Annotated in this window: 14 protein-coding genes; 3 read left to right on the top strand and 11 right to left on the bottom strand. The window is 36.9% G+C overall.

Going from position 1 to position 17,275, the window contains the following annotated elements; translation table 11 throughout:
- Positions 1-6: 6 nt before the first annotated feature.
- From E4T88_RS09660 to E4T88_RS09640, 5 genes are all read right to left on the bottom strand, one after another.
- Positions 7-858: a FecR family protein gene (locus E4T88_RS09660; protein ID WP_135105228.1), complete on the bottom strand. Its 852-nt coding sequence runs from the start codon at positions 856-858 to the stop codon at positions 7-9.
- Positions 855-1,406 carry an RNA polymerase sigma-70 factor gene (locus E4T88_RS09655; protein WP_135105287.1) on the bottom strand — a complete coding sequence of 184 codons (552 nt, stop codon included), beginning with the start codon at positions 1,404-1,406 and terminating at the stop codon, positions 855-857. Before E4T88_RS09655 ends, E4T88_RS09660 begins: the two co-directional genes overlap by 4 nt.
- A gap of 51 nt (positions 1,407-1,457) precedes the next feature.
- A complete protein-coding gene (locus E4T88_RS09650; RefSeq protein WP_135105227.1) occupies positions 1,458-2,720 on the bottom strand; it encodes a carboxypeptidase-like regulatory domain-containing protein in 1,263 nt (420 codons plus the stop codon).
- A gap of 246 nt (positions 2,721-2,966) precedes the next feature.
- The gene (locus E4T88_RS09645; protein WP_135105226.1) at positions 2,967-5,096 is read right to left on the bottom strand and encodes a S46 family peptidase; all 2,130 of its coding nucleotides are present in this window, start codon (positions 5,094-5,096) and stop codon (positions 2,967-2,969) included.
- Between the two features lie 223 nt (positions 5,097-5,319).
- On the bottom strand, positions 5,320-6,837 hold the full coding sequence (locus E4T88_RS09640; protein WP_135105225.1) for an oligosaccharide flippase family protein: 1,518 nt from the start codon (positions 6,835-6,837) through the stop codon (positions 5,320-5,322).
- Between the two features lie 224 nt (positions 6,838-7,061).
- On the opposite strand from E4T88_RS09640, the gene E4T88_RS09635 reads away from it, so the two are divergent.
- On the top strand, positions 7,062-8,870 hold the full coding sequence (locus tag E4T88_RS09635; RefSeq protein WP_135105224.1) for an AMP-dependent synthetase/ligase: 1,809 nt from the start codon (positions 7,062-7,064) through the stop codon (positions 8,868-8,870).
- A 50-nt stretch (positions 8,871-8,920) separates the two neighbouring features.
- Entirely contained in the window at positions 8,921-10,051 is a 1,131-nt protein-coding gene (gene hemW / locus E4T88_RS09630; protein ID WP_135105223.1) for a radical SAM family heme chaperone HemW, read from the top strand.
- Between the two features lie 47 nt (positions 10,052-10,098).
- Here the strand turns inward: hemW and E4T88_RS09625 are convergent, their stop codons facing one another.
- From E4T88_RS09625 to E4T88_RS09600, 6 genes are all read right to left on the bottom strand, one after another.
- Positions 10,099-11,466 carry a DUF58 domain-containing protein gene (locus E4T88_RS09625; protein WP_135105222.1) on the bottom strand — a complete coding sequence of 456 codons (1,368 nt, stop codon included), beginning with the start codon at positions 11,464-11,466 and terminating at the stop codon, positions 10,099-10,101.
- Positions 11,430-12,404 carry an AAA family ATPase gene (locus tag E4T88_RS09620; RefSeq protein WP_135105221.1) on the bottom strand — a complete coding sequence of 325 codons (975 nt, stop codon included), beginning with the start codon at positions 12,402-12,404 and terminating at the stop codon, positions 11,430-11,432. The genes E4T88_RS09625 and E4T88_RS09620 overlap by 37 nt, the downstream gene beginning before the upstream one ends.
- A 10-nt stretch (positions 12,405-12,414) precedes the next feature.
- Complete coding sequence (locus tag E4T88_RS09615) at positions 12,415-13,797, bottom strand: DUF4350 domain-containing protein (RefSeq protein ID WP_135105220.1); 1,383 nt, start codon at positions 13,795-13,797, stop codon at positions 12,415-12,417.
- Positions 13,787-14,470, bottom strand: coding sequence for a hypothetical protein (locus tag E4T88_RS09610; RefSeq protein ID WP_135105219.1), 684 nt, complete (start codon positions 14,468-14,470; stop codon positions 13,787-13,789). Before E4T88_RS09610 ends, E4T88_RS09615 begins: the two co-directional genes overlap by 11 nt.
- 90 nt (positions 14,471-14,560) lie before the next feature.
- Positions 14,561-15,442 carry a hypothetical protein gene (locus tag E4T88_RS09605; protein WP_135105218.1) on the bottom strand — a complete coding sequence of 294 codons (882 nt, stop codon included), beginning with the start codon at positions 15,440-15,442 and terminating at the stop codon, positions 14,561-14,563.
- On the bottom strand, positions 15,402-16,391 hold the full coding sequence (locus E4T88_RS09600) for a stage II sporulation protein M (protein ID WP_135105217.1): 990 nt from the start codon (positions 16,389-16,391) through the stop codon (positions 15,402-15,404). The genes E4T88_RS09605 and E4T88_RS09600 overlap by 41 nt, the downstream gene beginning before the upstream one ends.
- Before the next feature lie 130 nt (positions 16,392-16,521).
- On the opposite strand from E4T88_RS09600, the gene E4T88_RS09595 reads away from it, so the two are divergent.
- Positions 16,522-17,271: an RDD family protein gene (locus tag E4T88_RS09595; RefSeq protein ID WP_135105216.1), complete on the top strand. Its 750-nt coding sequence runs from the start codon at positions 16,522-16,524 to the stop codon at positions 17,269-17,271.
- The last annotated feature ends 4 nt before the right edge of the window (positions 17,272-17,275 follow it).

Below are 17,275 nucleotides of genomic sequence, written 5' to 3'. Positions count from 1 at the left end.
AATATATTATTTTTGTGATATAGATATCACATTATCTTGCTGTTTAAACTGCAAATTAAGAGCCAGACAAATCAGTTCAGCCATTGTGTATGGAGTATCCCCCGAAAAGGTAACTGTCAGTAGGCGATCTTGCAGTTCGGGTGACACAGTTAGCTGCTCTGCATCGGAGTTCATATTTATAACTCTCACAATATCCGACAATCGCTGATCTTTAAAATGAACCCTTTTAAGGTACGATTCAAACTGTGAAACATCTATGGTTTTAACCTTATGTAGATTATCAGATTCCAAAAGGGCTGTTTCTCCGGCCCTTACATTTACTGTCTGCCCGTTCAATTTTGAAGTGACTCTTACTTCTCCACGCCGTACTGATAAAGAAAATGAATTTTTATTTTCACTCTTCACATTAAATGAAGTGCCCAATACTTCAATAATCGTTTGCTGAGTTTCAATGACAAATGGCTTACTTGGATTTCGACTGATATCAAAAAATGCATTTCCCTCCAAAACGACCTCTCGTTTATCATCCGAAAAACGATTCGGATACTGCAAAGATGCTTGATCTGAGAGATATACTACCGATCCATCTTCTAAAGTAGAGATCAGAGTTGGAGCATCCTTTTCGTTATTGATTGTCAACATTTCCTTATGGCTGGTCTTTTGTCCCCATATAACGAATACTGAAATGGCACAAATACATAAAATTGCAGCCGCAGCCCCCCATCTTACCAAAGATGTACGTATGCTTGCCTTTTTCGCTACTTTATTCTCCGGCAGCAATCCGTCCCGATCGAGCCGCATATAAAGGCGATCCCAAGCCTGATCTGTAATCTTATTATTTGTTTCTTTCAAATTCATGATGCGTGTGTATATTTTTCTATTTCCTGTCTTAATATCTGATATGCTTTTGTCATTTCTGCCTCTACCGTTTTTATTGACACAGAAAGCAATTGTGCAATTTCTTTATATTTACGACCTTCCATCCGATGCATTCTGAAAATGCGAAGTCGTCGTTCCGGTAACTGTTCCAGCGTACGATTTATAATATTCTGCAACTCTTTATATTCAATCTGTTCTTGCGCAGTCGTTTCCGATGCTTCAAGCTTCCTGCTTAATATATTTTCTCTGTGACGTTCTTTTACGTACTGATGTTCGAAATATTGAAGGGACTGGTTACGTACTGCCCCATACAAATAGCTCTTCATCGAACGGACAATATTCAATGCCTCTCGGTCGCGCCACAATACATAAAATAATTCCTGAACAATCTCTTCGGCTGCATCTTTACGACCAATTATGCCAAACGAGTACATGTATAAAGGCAGATAGTACTGGCGAAAAACCTGTTCGAAGGTTTCTATATCACCATCCTTTATCTTCTTGAATATAAGCACATCGTTCAGCATAATAAGTACAATCACAAGTAAGACCAAATATAATAAATCATAACGAATTTATCAGTTACTTTGTTGTTTCTTTAATTTATTTACTGCCGATTCGAGCGACTCTGTAGGTTCTATAATGTTATAGCCCTCCCAGAAATTGGCATCATAGAAGTTACTCACTTTGTCTGATAACGAATATCTGTCGCTAAATGCTTCTCTAGCGGGAATTTTAGCTATATTATTTTCTTGCCTGTCGGTAACAACCATCTCTGATATAATTGTATAGTTGGTAGAGAACAGTCTGCGCTTATAATCACATTTGAAGCGAACTTCGTTACGAACATAATTCAGATAGCTTTTTCCATTCTGCTGCTTATAAGTAACCAAATAGGCTACCTCTTCAGGTTTGAAATGCAATCTGAACGGTTTTTTACGAAGAATGGCCTGTGTAACTTTATTGCGGTCGTCCATACTCAAATTAAACTCTGCCCGTGAAAAAGCTAATGTTTCCTGATCAATGTACAAGTTACCATAAAACAGGGCGTAAGGCATGACAACCTGAGGCTCAAAACTTATCACATAATGAAGACGTTCGTTTATCATTACACTGTTCTCCATCTTGTACTTGTAGTAATGAAGAGAAGCTTTATCTAACATTATATCCCTATTCTTTACAATATCCAGGTAAGTAGACAAGTTTGGACCTCCTACAAATTTAACAAGCAAAGTATCACCGGGTTTTGGACTAAGTAGTTTCCTGCCCTTCAACACTTGTACCCTATCTCCTGCATCCGATTGAGTATATGGGGTCTTGTAGATATCTATAACAGCTTCGGAGATATTTATATAGCTTCGTCTTTTTTGTATAGTTTCACGATAGAATCCGGTTAAAAGATTTGTCATCAAACTATTGTTATCACCTATCTTATCGATAGCTTTTTCTACCAACTGCAATGGATCTGTAGATTCGACAACGACCTCTTTCAATTTGTTCTCGTTACGTGTAAGGAAGATTGTAATATTACTCATATCCTGATCCAATAGAGGTACCCGCTGATTGAAGTAGCCTATGTGGGAAACTTCTATTGTTTTAACATTCAGGGAATCTCTGACCTTAATCGTAAATCCTCCATCCGCATTCGATATTGTACCTATACCTGTTCCGGGAACAGATATACTTACATATTCAAGAGTCTTCTTTGACTTTATATCCTTCACTACTCCGGTTATTGTAATATATCCCGGATCTTTGGCCGAATAAGTTGGAAGTGCTACACTCCAAATTATAAGGACTGTAAATACAGTTTGTATCAATTTTAAACATTTAGTTCTCATGGCTATATTGTTTTTAATGATGATTAATAAAACCGGTTGTATTATTATGATCGTTCAAAAAATGAAAACCCTATCCTTTATCTGATATTTAACATTTAATGAATGAAGGTTTAGTTCTAAACAAATCTGAGCATCAATAAAAACGATATAAATAACAAAATAAACAACTAACAATCTGCCACTTACAAAACAAAGGCTTGTGATTTTACTATCACAAGCCTTTGTTTTCCTTATACTCTTATATTTTTATTTTGCCACTTTCAGCTCGTTGATAAGACGAGGGCAGTTCATTACCTTATCTATTATGTAAAGTACGTAACGAATGTCTACACTGATTGTACGTTGCAACTCTGGTTCAAACAAAATGTCACCGCTCAGCGATTCCCAGTTACCATCAAAAGCAAGTCCGATTAGTTCTGCGTTTCCATTAAATACAGGACTACCGGAGTTACCACCTGTAATATCGTTGTTCGACAAGAAGTTTACATACATTTTTCCATCCGCTTTGTTTGCATATTGTCCAAAGTCCTTACTTGCCAAATCGTCCAATATGTATTGTTGCACACCGAATTCAGGATCGTTAGGAACTTGTTTATTCAATACGCCTTGAGATGTTGAATAATAGTCGTAAGTAACCGCATCGGCAGGCTTATATCCGCCCACAGAGCCATAGCTCAAACGTTGAGTGAAGTTAGCATCCGGGTAGAAAGCTTTATTCGGCTCCATTTCCATTAATCCCGCCATAAACAGACGGCTGCCTTTATCTATCTGAGGATAATAAGGTGCAGATGCCTGACGTAATAGGCTTAAGCATGGTTCTAAAGATTGAGCGAATGCAATTGCAGGGTCATTATTGATTGCCTCCTGATCTTCACTACTTACTAGAGCTGTAGCAGCTTCCAGATTGGTAAATTTAGTATTGTTGTAGAACCACTCGGCAAATTTATCATAGTCTCCACCAAATTCATTTGCAATCTTTGTATATACCGAAGGCAAGTATTCAGCAGGAACTCTTTCTGCATATATTTTTAGTAATGCAGGCATTACTTTACGATCGAGAGCCGGCTCATAATCTTTATAAAGCGGAGCTAAACGTTTTGTGAATTCTTCACCTTTATTTTTGTCAGGATCCATTCTATTTACAAGGAGTGCCGTATTTGCATAGCGGATAATTTCAATCCCATTGAAGAATGTTTCGTACAGATATGTCTGAATTCTAGATGTTTCCATTGTTTCAGTATAGCCTTCTTTCACTAGCGTAAGAGCATCTCCATATTTTGCTTGCAATGCCGGTTTTGACGCAGCCCATTGTGCAAATTTAGCTTCAAGTTGTTCTTTATCTTTTATAACGCCTAGTTTAGCAATAGCTTCGTTCATCCCCATAGCATTTTTCCAGTAGTTGGAGCTTCCTGCATATTTAGACGCATATTTGATACGAATAGCATCGCTTGCGTTCATATCTTTTCTCCAGATATCCTGTTTTGCTCCGCGAACTTCAATCCGAGGTTTATGTTCCGATTCTACCATTTGGTTGATACCCCACGATGTCATATAGCGTTCGGTACTTCCCGGATATCCAATCGTCATGGCATAGTCGTTCTCCTTGTAACCCTTCAGAGAAACAGGAACTGAATATTTAGGTTTGTAAGGTACATTATCTGCACTATATTCTGCTGCACCATTGTCTTTGTTTGCATAAACGCGGAATACAGAGAAGTCGCCTGTATGGCGAGGCCACATCCAGTTGTCTGTTTCACCACCAAATTTTCCTACAGAAGATGGAGGAGTAAATACAAGTCTTACGTCTCTGAATACTTCGTATACAACAACATAGTATTTGTTGTGTGTATAGAAAGGTATTACTTGCGCTCTAAGAAACTTATTGTCTTTATATTTTTCAAGATATACTTGCGACAAAGAGTCTATTTTTTCTTCACGTACATTCTCGCTGTCAGTAGGTAATAGTGTGGAGGTTACAAAATCTGTAATGTCTTCGGTCTTTTGTAAGAAAGCAACAGTCAAACCTTCTGCTGGTAATTCTTCCTGAAATGACTGGCTTACAAAACCGTCTTTCAAATAATCATGATCTACGGAACTAAGCTTTTGTATTGCATCGTATCCGCAGTGATGGTTGGTGAATATCAACCCTTGACGAGATACCGATACTCCGGTACAGCCTCTACCAAAAATAACTACAGCATCTTTCAGCGATGGGTTAGTCTCACTGTATATGCTATCAATAGGGAACTTAAATCCCAGCTCTTTCATGCGGGCAGCACTCTGCCTGTTGAGTTCTTTCAACAGCCACATTCCTTCGTCAGCCTTTACTCCGGCAACAGTAAGGAAAATTGCTAATATTAAAAATAGTTTTCTCATCGTTTTAGTTATTATTAATTAATGATATATTTTATAATTAATCGCCTTTAAGCCACACCTACATAATCTACTGTCTGGCTGAAAGATACAGCAAAAAGGTGACAAAAGTAACAGTTTTTATCTGCTTTTTTTAGTGTAACCTTTTATTCTCCACAGAGCACACATCCCATTTATATACAGATAATTATATTTAATTTTCACAACACGATGAAATAAGAAAGTGTCACTTATTTTTTTTATTGTTGCTAATATATTTACCAATGACAGGAATCTCTTTTAATGGTAGATCTTTCTTTATTATAACGCCCGTAAATATAACAAGGAATACCGTACGATATGCCAGTCGTAAGATTTCGTTATCTATCTGTGGATACATGGCAGCAATATAAAATGCGACAGCCAATGCAAAGTATAAGAAAATGCGCTTCAGATCGTATTTTATCGGATAATATTTTTGTCCTATAAAATAAGATATACTCATAATAATCAGATTACAAATCAGCGTAGCCCATGCACTGGCAATATAGCCATAAACAGGGACAAAGATGATATTGATCGCAACCTGAAGGATACATCCGAAAACAGAGAAATAGGCTCCGTATTTTGTCTTATCGGTCAGCTTATACCATACCGAAAGGTTGAAGTACATCCCAAAAAATATTTCACCCATCATGGCAATAGGAACAATGACTGTACCTACTGTATAGTTTTTGCTGACTATATACTTCAATATATCAAGATAAAACATCACAGCCAGAAAAACGAGTAAAGCAAATATTACAAAATACTTCATTGCATCGGCATACGGTTTTGTACTACTGTTTTCCCTATCCTTGCTAAAGAAGAAGGGCTCGTAAGCATATCGGAATGCCTGTGTAAACATTGTTATAATAACCGTTATCTTAAGGCAAGCATTGTATATACCTAATTGGCTGAAAGCTTCATCGGGATTATCAAATAAAAAAGGATAAGTCAATTGCGCTACAGTCTGATTTATAACTCCTGCCAGCCCCAATATTAAAAGAGGAAATGAGTATATCAGCATACGTCTGATCAGAGCATTATCAAACTGGAGCTTCACATTCTTCATTGTTGTCGGTATCAATAGTATCAATACCACCAAGCTAGACAGCAAGTTTGCCAAAAAGATGTATCCGATACCGATCTCGGGATGAAAGAACTTATTAATAGCCAGGTCCGGATAATTTTTGTATAGCCAAGGACATAGAACCAAAAACAGAAGATTGAAAAATATATTAAACCCTATAAACGTTAGCTTCAATGTAGCAAACCTTATCGGTCTTTTCTGATAACGCAAATAAGCAAAAGGGATTGTCATAAAAGCGTCTAACGCAACAACGATAGCCATCATCCAGATATGTTCCTTATGATCGGTATATTCCATCCATGACGAAATAGGATTGATGAAAGAAAAACAGAATAGAATAAACAGCAGAGATGTTGTAGCTAATGAGATTAAAGATGTAGCATATACTTTATCAGGATTCTCTTCTTTCTTGTTCATAAAGCGGAAAAATCCCGTTTCCATGCCGTAAGTCAGCAAAACCATGAACAACGCCGTGTAGCCGTATATATAGCTTACCTTGCCATACTCGATAGTATCAGTAAAAATATAAGTGTGTAAAGGAACAAGCAACCAATTAAATATGCGGCCAACAATACTACTCAATCCATAGATTGCAGTATCTTTTGCTAAGCTCTTCATTCCACTCCCTGCCATATAGGTATATTTAGTTGGCTACAAAAGTAGTAAAAATAAATCATGAGTTGTATTTTATACCCTGCTAGTTGATTCCATATTTTTATTCGTCAAGACACATTACTTAATCCCTTGATAGTGGCCACAATAGATGCCTAAGCAACTATAAAAAGTGAAATTAAATAATCATTTTTTAATATTATAAATTACCTTTGTGATAATAATAAATAAAAAAGGAAGTCCAAATGAATTATTATCATCTGTCTATATTGGTACATCGTCAGGCTATCAGGTATGGTAAGAGAACAGCTCTGAAATATAGGAATCCGTACGAAAAGAAATGGAAGAATATTTCATGGAATAAGTTTTCGGACAATGTAATGAAAACAGCCTGGGCAATGGCTGAAATGGGTGTAGAAGAAGGCTCTAGGATCGCTGTGTATTCTCAGAATATGCCGCAATATCTTTTTGCGGATTTCGGTACTTTTGCCAACCGTTGCATTTCGGTACCTATCTATGCAACATCATCACCGTCGCAAGTAGAATATATCGTAAAAGATGCCAGTATACAGTTACTGTTCGCCGGAGAGCAGTTCCAATATAATAATGCATTTAAAGTGCAACAAAATTCGCCTGTATTGAAGAAAATTGTTGTATTCGATAATAATGTCAAATTTCATCCCGATGATAAGACTTCTGTCTATTTTGATGATTTTATCGCTACCGGAGAAAATTCACACACAGAAGTTATCGTGCGAGTACGCCTTAAATCGAGAAGAGAAGATGATATAGCTTGTATTATATATACTTCGGGTACAACCGGCGAACCGAAAGGAGTAGTATTACCACATTCGTGTTTCTCTCAGGTTTTCCGTATTCACGACATGCGTCTGCCTATGACTTCGAATAAAGACTTGTCTATGAATTTCCTTCCATTGGCGCATATATTTGAACGGGCGTGGACATATTACGCTATCCATAAGGGAATGACCATTGCTATTAATCAAGATGCAAAGGAAATACAAAAATCAATAAAGCAAGTTCATCCCACTATCATGTGTAGTGTTCCCCGATTCTGGGAAAAAGTATATGCAGGCGTTCACGAAAAAATATCCAGTTCCAAAGGTCTGATGAAATGGCTATATACCGATGCCATCAAGACAGGGAAAAGATATAATTTGGACTTTAAAAATAAAAATCTACGAGCCCCACTTGGTACTCGTATAAAATTTGCTCTATATAACAATACGATATTTTTCGTTCTTAAGCTGGTTATCGGTATCGAGAAGGGAAACATATTCCCTTGTGCAGGAGCTCCATTATCTGATTCAATAATCGAGTTTTTACAGTCGGTAAATATTCCAATAATTGTGGGTTACGGTCTTACTGAAACAACGGCAACTGTAAGCTTCTATCCTGACAAAGAATTTGTTATTGGCTCTATTGGCAGCGTAATGCCGGAAGTTGAGGTTAGGATTGATGAAACAAACAACGAGATTCTTGTGAAAGGAAAAACCGTGATGCGGGAATACTACAACAAACCACAGGAAACCGCTAAAGTTTTCACCGAAGACGGCTTCTTCCGGACGGGAGATGCAGGAAAATTGGAAAACGGAGTGTTGTACATTACCGAACGTATCAAAGACCTGTTTAAGACAGCGAACGGAAAATATATCGCACCTCAGGCTATAGAGACACGCGTAGCCGAAGACAAATTTATCGATATGATTGCGGTTATAGCCGACGAGCGTAAATTTGTGAGTGCACTTATTGTTCCCGATTATAAAGCATTGGAAGAGTATGCTAATGAACACCAAATAAAGTATGACAAAGTAGAGGACTTGTTTTCTAATGTAGATATCCTTCGCATGCTGGACGGACGCATAGAACTCTTGCAAGCTCATTTTGCGCCATACGAAAAAATAAAAAAATACAGGTTGCTAGCCGAGCCATTTACGATGGAAGGTGGTGAATTAACCAATACACTCAAAATAAAGCGTAAATTTGTAGCAGAAAAATACAAAGATATTATCGACAAAATGTATAAAGAATAGAATGTTTAGCAACAACTAATTAATTCTTTCTAATAGCTTAAAATTACGCAATGGCCGGAATTTATATTCATGTTCCTTTTTGTAAAACAAGGTGCATATATTGTGACTTCTATACACGCACAGATATGTCTCCGAAGTATGACTATGTTTCGGCTCTTTGTGAAGAGATAAAGCTACGTAAAAACTACATTGGAGACGAAGATGTAAAGACAGTATATTTTGGAGGAGGTACTCCATCTCAGTTATCTGAGAGTGACTTCCTCCGTATATTTGAAACTCTACACCATGAATTTCGGATAACGCCTGATGCCGAGATAACAATGGAAGCTAATCCCGATGATCTCTCGCCTCAGTATTTAGCAACCCTTAAAGAAAAATTACCGTTCAATCGCTTGAGTATAGGAATTCAAAGTTTTGACGATGAAGAGCTCAAATTCTTGAAGCGCAGGCATTCTGCCGATAAAGCAAAAGAAGCTGTAAGGATGTGCCAATCGTTAGGCTATGATAATATCAGTATAGACCTCATGTATGGTTTGCCGAACCAGACAATGCAGATTTGGGAAAGAAACCTCGAAGAAGCAATTGCTCTCGATGTACAGCATATTTCATCTTATCATTTGATCTATGAACAGGGCACAAGGCTCTATCGTTTATTCAAAATGGGAGACGTAAATCCTGTTGACGAAGACCTGAGTGTAGACATGTTTTCACGAATGATAGAGAAACTTACCGCTGTGGGATTTGATCATTATGAGATCTCTAATTTTGCCCGCCACGGATTATACTCAAAGCATAACAGCTCCTATTGGCTTGGAAAAAAGTATCTGGGACTAGGTCCTGCTGCCCACTCTTACGATGGAGAAAACCGCTCGTGGAACGTAGCCTCTATATCAAAGTATATAGAAGGGATAAGGGCTGAAAATCTAAATCTGGAAATTGAGGTATTAGATGAAAACACAAGATACAACGATTTTATTTTAACAGGTATGCGTACCAAATGGGGAGTAAACCTCTCTGACCTTGAATCCCTTTTTGGCACTAAAATGAAAGCATTCTGCTTGAAAAACGCACGAAAATATCTCGATCAAGGGTTCTTAACCGAAAAGGATAATATCTTAAAATTAACCCGACAAGGAATCTTTATATCCGATGGAATAATGAGCGACCTGATGTGGGTATAATTTAGAGTTTCTACAAAGGTTTTATCTGGCACTAATATTCAAGAAGATTAAATTAATCCTCTTGATTTGAATTCAAGATATTTATTTATAGAATCGATAGTAAGGTTTTCAGGTTTTGAGAGAATTGTATGAATTCCATATCTATTGAGTTCTTTTACAATCAGGTATTTATCGTTCCATAGCTTTTCCGCCATTCCTTTCCTGAATATATCTTCCAATCCCGCAGGAGAAGACTCCAACACCTCGTTGAATTCAGAATTCAAGAAAAATGCAACCAACACCAAGTGATCTTTGGCCATGTGGCTAAGATATTTCAACTGGCGACGCATTCCATTTACAGTCTCAAAGTTTGTAAACAAAACAATCAAACTGCGTTGCGACAATTTGCGACGGACAGTAGCATACAATCGTTCATAATCAGACTCCTTAAAATCTGTTTTCTGTGCATATAGCGTTTCCAAAATCTTTACTCGTTGACGGCGTTGCCTGTCTGCCGGAAGTATTTCATCCACATTCTTCGAGAATGTTATCAGTCCGGCTTTATCCCCCTTATTCAACGCTGTAGTACTTACCATCAATGTAGTATTGATTGCATAATCCAACAGTGTCAACCCGTTGAATGGCATTTTCATAGTACGCCCTTTGTCGATCAAGCAATATACAGGTTGTGATTTCTCTTCCTGATAGGTATTTACCATCAGCTGGCTCATACGCGCTGTTGCCTTATAGTTGATTGTACGAGGGTCGTCACCCAATACATAATGTTTGATCTGATCAAATTCGGTAGCATGCCCGATGCGTCGTATTTTCTTAATACCATAGTCTGTAAGACGATGCGATGCCGCCAATAATTCATACTTATGCATCTCGAGAAAAGACGGATATACCGCAACATCCTTATTCTCGTCAAATATATAGCGACGTGTAACAAACCCAAAAAGGCCTGCCACATAAACGTTTATTGCTCCAAATTGATACACTCCCCTTTCGGTGGGACGAAGATCGTAGTACAAGACCTCTGATTTGCGCACACCTATCGAAGTACTAAATGTCAGATCTCTTTTTTGAAATTGAAAAGGTACTTCTTCTATGATTTTTATTGCAACCCTGAATGGATATTTATTGGATACGGAAAGCGAGATTGTATTTACATCACCATTCGATAACCTTTCGGGACAATTACGAAAAGCTTGTATGCCCCTTGTCTGCCGATAAAGAGAAAATGTATCCAACAATAAGAATACAGCCAACACACTCATCACCACAGTCATTATGAAAAGTGAGGCCTCGAAAATATAAGATACGAAGTATCCCAACACACATAAAGCCAGTGTGAAGAAAAAACGGTTTGAGAGATAGAAACTCTTAAAGAACCATTTTATCGGGGAACTTCCACTTTGTCTATCAATTGACATATAATTGTATCGGTAGATGTACCGTCCATTTCTTTTTCGGGTGTTAATAAAATCCTGTGTCTAAGTACAGGCACAGCAACTTCCTTGATATCGTCAGGCGTTATAAAATCACGTCCTCGTATGGCTGCCAGTGCTTTAGAAGCATTCAGTATTGCAAGCGATGCACGAGGCGAAGCCCCGAGCGTTATCCATGGGCTCTGACGTGTAGCAGATACAATCTGCGCAATATATTCTAATAGCTCATGTTCAACCAGCACTTTATCTACCGCTGAGCGCAAAGAGTTTAATTTCTCAGCCGTCAGAACCGGACGAATACCTATCTCAGGAGATAATTCCCCTCGGTTTTGCCTATCCAAGATATTAATCTCATCCACGATATTCGGATAATCGACTACGATTTTAAATAAGAAACGATCTAATTGAGCCTCGGGCAAACGATATGTCCCCTCCTGCTCTATCGGGTTTTGAGTGGCCATTACAAGAAATGGATAGCTCATTTTATATGTTGTTCCATCATTTGTAACCTGACGTTCTTCCATCACCTCGAAGAGTGCAGCCTGAGTCTTTGCAGGAGATCGGTTTATTTCATCAATCAGCACAATATTTGAAAAGATAGGCCCTCTCTTAAATTCAAATTTGGCAGACCCGGGCAGAAAGATACTTGTACCCAAAACGTCCGAAGGCATAAGATCGGGCGTAAACTGTATACGACTGAAAGCGACATCGATAGTCTTTGCCAAAAGTTTTGCAGATAAAGTTTTAGCAACACCGGGAACCCCTTCTACCAATACATGACCATTTGCCAAGATAGCAATTATCATCTGTTCTATCAGTTGATGCTGTCCAACAACAACACGTCCAATTTCGTTTTTTATCTCCTGAACACTTTGGCTCAATTCGGAAAAATCTATCCTTGATTGAAATTCTAAATCCGACATATATTTTATTTTATTTGTTTTTTACCTTTCTATAAAATTCTTCCAACAAACTATTATATTGCAAGAATATATCATTCGAAGCATAAGGCAATATAATTATATCGTTATATAAATTAAATAGATTACTCAATTTATCTCTTTCAACTCCTGATTTGGCACTCACTACATCCAAAAAGTCGTCATTAATTTTCTCTGTCGACATGTAGTAATTCTTCCTTATATAGTCAAGAAAGTACGCATGCCGCTTCTCGGCAATGGTTTTAAAATCTTTTTTGCGATAATATAAATTACTGATTGTACCTAGAAACTCTAATGAAGAGTTTATATGTGGTTTGATGACAGGTATAATCCGTTGAGTACGTTTCGCCCTGAAGATCACAAAGAGCAACAAACCGCCGAGTATAAGATATAAAGCAATACGTAACAAAGGATTAGACAACATCGCCTTGAATATACTACTATTCGCATCAGTACCACCTTGCTTCTGATATTCGTCCCAAATAACTTTACTATTCTGTGGCAAAAAAGATAAGCACCTGAAAGCAAAATCATATTTGTTTAGTTGCAGTAGATTTACATTAGCAAAAGCAGAAGGAATTGTATGCAAATAGAAATGCCCTTTTCCATATTGTACTTCTAAGAACACTGTATCTTTTTTGTTATTAAAGGCCAATGGACGTGACACCAAGTTGCAACTATCAGTATTAAGCCTTGTTTCACCGGTTATACCTGCAAAATTATATTTCTGATGCGGAGAATCTATTAAATAATAAGTTGTATCTGCTTCAAAATATCTATGTTTTGTTTTTATTCCTAAAGTATCCATTAGGCTCGAAGAAAAGCTTTCTGCCGAGATGAACACATTATTCCCCAACCCAACAAAATCGAGTAAATATTGCATATCTACTTTATCCAGCGTGAATTTGGTATTGATAAAAATATATGCTGTAGTATCTATTTCCGCATTAATACTTTTATACCATTCAGTAGGGTCAGAAGTCAGTTCCTCAAGCCCTTGCTCAAGTACTGTATCTATTACAAGGTCGGTATTTACTTGAGTTGTATCAGACTCTTCAGCATAGTCATATTCATCATCAGAATCTTCATAATAGCCTGAACCATACGAATCATAAGATTTGTCATAGGAGAAGTACTCTTCCATGCTCTCTTTCAAGTTATTATATATTGGTGTGCGTGTAGATCGTATATTCTTTTTGTGAAAGATATCTCCAAGTAGCTCGTATGCAATGTATGTTCCATATGGGGATGTCTTGGTATTTATAAATGTAGGTCTCCAATCTACAGGCTTAGGAGCTTTGGTTCGAGCATACGACAAACCAATCAACAAAAGGATAATCACCCCGATCAGAATTATTAGTTTCTTATCTTTCATGGTTTATCATTTTATTTAGGTCGCCCATACGAGAATCTACTTCAGTGAATTTACCCTCATCCAACTCGAATTCACCATACCATACATAATCAAAGATTAATGTAGTTTCAAGAAATTTGGAGCGCAACAAACTATTCTGTATCTCGTACTGATAACTATAGTTGGTCTTATGGCTACTCCATTCTATAATGTCCTTATCAGACATTTGTTTCAGATTTTTCAGATATAGAAAACGGACAGCCAAACGGTAATCTTTGTTTCTTAATGCATTAGATATTAATGCATCAAAATTCATTTCATGTACATTTTCTGTATAGATATCTATATCCGACTTATCTAGTTCTTTCTTACCCAATAATGTTCTGTAGTCAACTCCGATAAGTTTTAAGACAATCAGACATATTACAACTACTATGATGAGTAGCACTACAATACTCAGCATTCCAGATTCTGCTACCGCACCAAGTAAATTATTGATAAAATTATTGATTGCCAACAATATCCTATCCCACCAGGACAGACCTCTTTCCTCTTTTTTATACTCAAATCGCGGATCTTTTCTATATTCCTCTATCTTACTTTTATCGGGTATGCGGATGTTTACCTTCTCTTGAATATGTATGGGCTTTGTTGTTGCTGTAGAGTCTGCCTGACCAAAAAGATTTATGCACATACAAACCAAGAGCATTAATATAATGCTCTTGAATATGTGTATATTTTTATTTGTATTTACCACCCTAAGGAATATGTTCAAATATTAGTATTAATATTGAGTTGGTTGGTCTTCTTCTTTATTTACACCGATCATATCTATTTCGTCTGTAACTCCAATACCATCCAATTGGCTTCTATAACTGAAGTACATAACACCCAATACTATTATAAGTATAGGGCTCAACAACATGCGAGCCGTGTAACTCAAAGAGTATGTAAGGTATATATATATTTCGCTGGTAAGAAAATCTATTCCTAATAGATTACCGATCATCGTGCCATATACCGGAAGTGTAAACACAAAACCAATAACACTGGCTATAATAGAAAAAATGGTTATTAATGCCGAAGATATCCACCAATGATGGCGAACAAGATCAATACTCCGCTGAAAAGTTTCTACCAGACCCTTTTTTTCTACTATATATGTATAAAAATACAGTGAAAGGTATACCGAAATAATCAGCCCGGGAATCAAACACAATATCCAACCTGCAGAAATCAGAATTCCATAAATGATAGAATAACCAAACAAAGGGAGTGCAACTTGCTTCACTTTTGTCCAAACATCATTACTATCTACCGTGCCATCTTTCGATTCGGCATATAATGCCATATAGCACACAGGATAAAGTGACATTAAATATCCTGCTACCATCATGATAAACCCACCAAGAAAAAATCGCCAATCAAATATAGATCGAAGAATTGCGAATGGATCGTCTTCATATTCGCCAATAGATGTCATACCCATATTGGAAAAAGACAGTAAATTCATAAGAAAATATGTAGCAATAAGTGTAATAGGTATAAATACCAATATACCCTTTAAGATTGCTCCATAATTTTGCTTAATGAATGCAATTGAAGTATCAAAAATACCGCTAAAGTCACGGCTTTGATATAACCTGATCTTTTGTTGTTGTTTCATTTGTTTTTTTATTGATGTAATAAGGATAATAGATAAAATACCATATAATAAATAAGGCCGATAAGCCAATTATTATCAGATTAAAGTAAACCGGCATTTCGGTCAAACGAGTCAGATAACTCTCGATAAAAGCCGCTACAATAAAAATGGGGATCAGTGCAACTACTATTTTCACAGCATCTTTTGCACCCCTCTGTAATGATACTAAGCGTTTGTATGTACGGGGAAATAAAATACTATTCCCCAATATAAGCCCTGCACCTCCGGCTATTACGATTGCTGATATTTCTAATGTTCCATGCAACCAAATGGATATAGCCGAAGTAAACAACAAACCTTTCTTAAAGAAAAAGTATTGAAAAACGCCGAGCATTACACCATTAGGAAATAAAACATAAACAGTTCCGAGAGAAAACAGAATACCTCCGATAAATGCATAAAATGCTACTGCAATATTATTTGTGGCTATTCTGAAAAACATAGGTGCCTCATCCGAGCTTTTATATATAGCCATCGGATCACCGCTTTCTATATTTTCAAGTGTCTGATTCACATACCCAGGAGGTAATATTTGACTAGCAAAGGCAGAATCTTGTTCTAAAGAAAATATCCCAAGCAAAACACCTGCAAACATTGTCAAAAAAGAATAAAGCATGTGTCTGCGATATTTGTACATGATAAGAGGAATTTCTTCTTTCCAGAAACGGAAAAAGCGTCCTTTCTCTTTTTTCTTATACTGGTATATATTGATAAAATAGCGCCCTGTAAGTTGATTTAGATATTTTACAGTTTGCGACCGCGGGTAAAACGTACGGGCATAAGATAAATCATCCGTGAGTTCAATGAAATTATCCGCTAATATTTCAGCCGGAATATCTTTTTCCTTGGTCTGGATATCTATTTCTTGCCACTTATCTCTATTTTGCTTGACAAATGCGGCCTCTCTCATCAAAAACTACAAGTTTGCATTTATAATATATTGTTTAAGCACAAATATAGCTCTTTGGTTAAAAAGAATGAAAAATTTATACTATATAATCATACAAAAAACATAAATTTGTTCTTTATTTTTAGTGTTTATGATAATAGAAGTACAAACAACCCAAAACGTAACAATAGACTACGAAACAGCCGGTGTCGGATACAGACTTTTAGCTTATATTCTCGACTGGGTTGTAATTTTAATTTGGTATTTAGGTTGGATTGGAATTATATCTCTTTTCTCCCAAGCCGGATTATGGAGTGCGTTTGATGGAAACACTGCCATGATATTTATAATTATAATAATGGCTTCCCCTGTACTTTTCTATGACCTCTTATTCGAAACATTAAATAAAGGACAAAGCATTGGCAAAATGATCGTAAAAATACGAGTTGTGAATGTCGATGGTACTGTTCCATCGGGAAGTTCTTACCTGTTAAGATGGTTATTCCGCTTAGTTGATTTTACGTTTACAGAGGGTTTTGTGGCTATCATAATGATTGCTGTTACAAAAAAGTCGCAGCGGTTGGGTGATTATTTGGCAGGAACAACAGTCATAGACCTCAGATTGAATGCTCGAAACAAAGAGTTAAAGCTTTCTGATCTTGATTTTCATGAAGACTATAAAGTTACCTATAAAGATGTGCTTGACAAGTTATCCGACAGAGACATTCAAACGATTACTTCTATCATAGATGACCAACGCATGCAATACAACGAATACTTTAACCAGCGTTTGGCTGACAGAATAAAATCGATTACAGGCTATGAATATGATGGCCCTGACAGAATTTTTCTTCGAAAAGTAGTCACCGACTACAATTATTTAGCGGTACAAGAAGTATAAATGA

The sequence above is a fragment of the Dysgonomonas mossii genome (assembly GCF_004569505.1).
In the GTDB taxonomy this organism is placed as follows: Bacteria; Bacteroidota; Bacteroidia; order Bacteroidales; family Dysgonomonadaceae; genus Dysgonomonas.
The sequence above is the reverse complement of the archived record's forward strand: the minus strand, read 5'-3'. Positions and strand labels throughout refer to the sequence as shown.

Coding starts and splice junctions, on each gene's coding strand:
- E4T88_RS09660 (WP_135105228.1), bottom strand. CDS start 858: ATGAATTTGAAAGAAACAAATAATAAGATTACAGATCAGGCTTGGGAT.
- E4T88_RS09655 (WP_135105287.1), bottom strand. CDS start 1,406: ATGCTGAACGATGTGCTTATATTCAAGAAGATAAAGGATGGTGATATA.
- E4T88_RS09635 (WP_135105224.1), top strand. CDS start 7,062: ATGAATTATTATCATCTGTCTATATTGGTACATCGTCAGGCTATCAGG.
- E4T88_RS09605 (WP_135105218.1), bottom strand. CDS start 15,442: ATGAAACAACAACAAAAGATCAGGTTATATCAAAGCCGTGACTTTAGC.
- E4T88_RS09595 (WP_135105216.1), top strand. CDS start 16,522: ATGATAATAGAAGTACAAACAACCCAAAACGTAACAATAGACTACGAA.
- E4T88_RS09625 (WP_135105222.1), bottom strand. CDS start 11,466: ATGTCAATTGATAGACAAAGTGGAAGTTCCCCGATAAAATGGTTCTTT.
- E4T88_RS09615 (WP_135105220.1), bottom strand. CDS start 13,797: ATGAAAGATAAGAAACTAATAATTCTGATCGGGGTGATTATCCTTTTG.
- E4T88_RS09645 (WP_135105226.1), bottom strand. CDS start 5,096: ATGAGAAAACTATTTTTAATATTAGCAATTTTCCTTACTGTTGCCGGA.
- hemW (WP_135105223.1), top strand. CDS start 8,921: ATGGCCGGAATTTATATTCATGTTCCTTTTTGTAAAACAAGGTGCATA.
- E4T88_RS09610 (WP_135105219.1), bottom strand. CDS start 14,470: ATGTGCATAAATCTTTTTGGTCAGGCAGACTCTACAGCAACAACAAAG.
- E4T88_RS09620 (WP_135105221.1), bottom strand. CDS start 12,404: ATGTCGGATTTAGAATTTCAATCAAGGATAGATTTTTCCGAATTGAGC.
- E4T88_RS09650 (WP_135105227.1), bottom strand. CDS start 2,720: ATGAGAACTAAATGTTTAAAATTGATACAAACTGTATTTACAGTCCTT.
- E4T88_RS09640 (WP_135105225.1), bottom strand. CDS start 6,837: ATGGCAGGGAGTGGAATGAAGAGCTTAGCAAAAGATACTGCAATCTAT.
- E4T88_RS09600 (WP_135105217.1), bottom strand. CDS start 16,391: ATGAGAGAGGCCGCATTTGTCAAGCAAAATAGAGATAAGTGGCAAGAA.